This window comes from Leptospira ilyithenensis (genome assembly GCF_004771005.1).
Taxonomy (GTDB): Bacteria; Spirochaetota; Leptospiria; order Leptospirales; family Leptospiraceae; genus Leptospira_A; species Leptospira_A ilyithenensis.
This window is the reverse complement of record NZ_RQHV01000009.1, coordinates 1-2,933: the sequence shown is the minus strand read 5'-3', so window position 1 is coordinate 2,933 and position 2,933 is coordinate 1. Positions and strand designations below refer to the sequence as shown.

Below are 2,933 nucleotides of genomic sequence, written 5' to 3'. Positions count from 1 at the left end.
ACGTTCGATGTTCCTCGCTCTTTTTCGCGGAACATCCTGTTCCGACGAAAAAGCTTCGGCCATCCATGGCCTCGCCACCGAAGGGAAACATCTCACTTGCTTTTTAAGAAAAGAGAGGCCGCAAGACTTTTGTTTTGTGGCCTTTTTTTATTTGCTTTAGCGCCTCGCATCCGTTAGATGAAATAGATTTGACCGAATCCCCGACCGTGCTCTTCCGCAGGCTCCGCCTAGCGGCTTCGGTCCTTCGGACGACGACCTTTCGGTCGTCCCTCTCCGATCACTGACGCGGGGAGTTATTACTATTCAAAACTTTTATGCTTCACTATTTTTTAAAGTAATCTTTATTTAAAAAGTTCCGATCTATCATCACAAAGTGGCCGCAAAACGAAATAGATACGACACCAATTTCAAATACCGGGTGTCTCTGGGGACAACGGGCAAAAAGAACTCTCGAAAATCAGAATTTCGACTGGGATCCTGCACGATTTAAACTTTTCCAGCAATTTAATATGCTTTAAGACTCGTTAACCTGTAATTTCCGTTCCTATTTCTAAAAGTTTGTATTAACGAACCGATTTGTCCGATTCGCACTTGGTTTGTGCTGCGTTCGATGCTTCACGCTCTTTTTCGCGGAACTTCCTGTTCCGACGAAAAAACTTCGGCCATCCCTGGCCTTCGTCACCGAAGAGAAACATCTCTCTTGCTTTTAAGAGAGGAGAGACTTTATCTATCTTTTGTTGGCCGCCTCGCATTGTTTCCTTTACTATTCCTCTTTTTGTTAAACGACCGTGCTCTCCCTCGACGGCAACGCTCGGTCGATCGTTGGCGCGGGAGTTGATTCTTTATAAAACAATCTCCTTCTATTCTAATATGTTTAATATTTTATACAATCCGTTCAGTAACATAGTTTTTACGAGGCTCAAGGCTATCTTCATTGCTCCATATATCGTAAATAACATTTAAAATTAAATCCTCTAGGACAGGAAAAAAGGAGAATAGCATCATTAGAGTCAATCTGGCTCCCTTTCTTTCTACTATAAAAATTAACAAAAACATCCTTTCTATTTTCGGAATCATCTCCATGGATACTAATACCTTTTGAAGTAGATAATAATTCAAAAGGTGATTTGCAGAATGGTTGAGTTAATTCGGATTGATCAATGATTGCAATTCGCTCTATCATTGTTTTAGAATCAAAAAATAAGTCGCAAACATGAAACCCATGTTTTTTTTCCTTATATTTGTTTTTTCTTTTGAATTCAAATATATCTTTTATTCCACCTCTATTGAAAATAAATTTAGTATCAAGGATTTCCGTTACATTTGCACAATTCTTTGATTGAATTATCTTTAAGAAATCCTTAAATTGATCTCCTGTTCCAAGTTCGGCTCTAATTTTAACTTTTGACTCAAAGGAATTATCATCACTCGTTAGTGTTTCGTTAAAACATCCAAAAAAAATACAGAATATACAAATTAGCACAAATCGATTCATTTATTTTTCCTACCTTTCCAATGACTATAAAAATCTTTACGTTTAATTTGTGTTACGCCGTCAGCATCATAAGATGCTATATGCAAGTGTGGTCCTGTAGTATTACCTATTTTCTTAGGTGTCCCGCCCATCCATGTTCCAGCATCTAAAACCGTTCCAGGATTTCTATAAGCCTCTATCAATTTATTATTTATTGTTGTCATATGAACAATATCAGCCGTTGAAGTTATATTACCATTCGCATCTAATAGCCCTATTTGAATTTTTGTTCCGTGGTATTTATCTACTGAGTCCCCAAATTCCGGGTGTCCTTCAATCTTGACATCTAGAACTTTAAACTTTGTATTGGGTCCGAACCACATCATATCATTTCCTGCATTGTAGTCTGCATTTAAATCTACTTTCCAATCTCCATTGTCCTGTGTTGATTCGTAATGCTTTTTATTTCTAAAATCTTTCATTTCTGCTGCTTGTTTCGGGTTATCAGGAACATCACCTTCTACGATTTTTACTGTCGTTTTGTAAAATGAACCTGATTTTTCAGGAGTGTCCCCTGCCTTACTATTCGTAGAGACTTCGTCAATTGTCTTCAAATTGTATCTCTGAATCAGATATCTCTCTGTTATAGCTTCCCTCTGATTAGTTGTTGCATTGTCCCATTCAGTGATCGCTTGATCCAACTTCTCTTTGGCATTTTGTTTCGCAATAGGGTCTGCTATTTTTTCTAGTTCAGCATTCGCCTTAGTTCTATCTTCAAAAATAAACTTTTCAACTACGCTATTCTGCATTTTTACTGTAAGGCGATCAATATTGTCTAAATTAGGTCCACTAGTTGGTTCTGTATCTACTCCGCCAAAAAATAGTGCCATCTGTTCCGCAAAATTAAATCCCCCCGCTGCTTTCAGAGGTTCCGAAACATCCCCCGTCTTAATAATACCATCATCCGGCACAGGCAATCCCGCATCATCCTCGCCATCCTCTCTTCTCCGAGCAGGAACCTCAACGACTTGCCCCCGAACGGGAGGCGTAGATCCGTTGCCTGTTCCACCACCTAATCCCATATAAGCGAGTGCTCCCCCAAAGAATGTCCCCACACTCGCCAGTGCGGCAATTGCCAATGTCTCCGGATTGACCTCTCCATTGATCCGATCCAATTCTGCTTCTCTTTGATCGCGACTCATCGCTGCGATTTCCGCATCTGTTTTACCGGATGCTCTTAGTTGTTTTATCTCATTAGCATTGTCAATCTCACCCAATATACGATTTCTCTCTGCTGGAGACAAACTGTCCGGGTCGGAGATTCCATTCGCTTTTAGCAAAGCATTCTGTTGTAATTTATTTCCCCTGTCTTGCGCCAAATTGATGTTTTGTTCCGACCAGTTTATCTCATCCATGTTAAACCCATCAGGCCCATTCGTTGCGAGATTCACACCATTCA

General features: G+C 39.9%; 2 protein-coding genes and 1 pseudogene. All 3 read right to left on the bottom strand.

The annotated features are described in order from the left end of the window. Positions 1 to 563: 563 nt before the first annotated feature. On the bottom strand, positions 564 to 752 hold the full coding sequence (locus tag EHS11_RS02515; protein ID WP_135762850.1) for a hypothetical protein: 189 nt from the start codon (positions 750 to 752) through the stop codon (positions 564 to 566). A gap of 179 nt (positions 753 to 931) precedes the next feature. Continuing rightward, on the bottom strand, positions 932 to 1,495 hold the full coding sequence (locus EHS11_RS02510; protein WP_135762849.1) for a hypothetical protein: 564 nt from the start codon (positions 1,493 to 1,495) through the stop codon (positions 932 to 934). Then, a pseudogene (locus tag EHS11_RS02505) lies at positions 1,492 to 2,933 on the bottom strand (hypothetical protein); the annotation flags it as partial. The pseudogene EHS11_RS02505 and the gene EHS11_RS02510, both read right to left, overlap by 4 nt.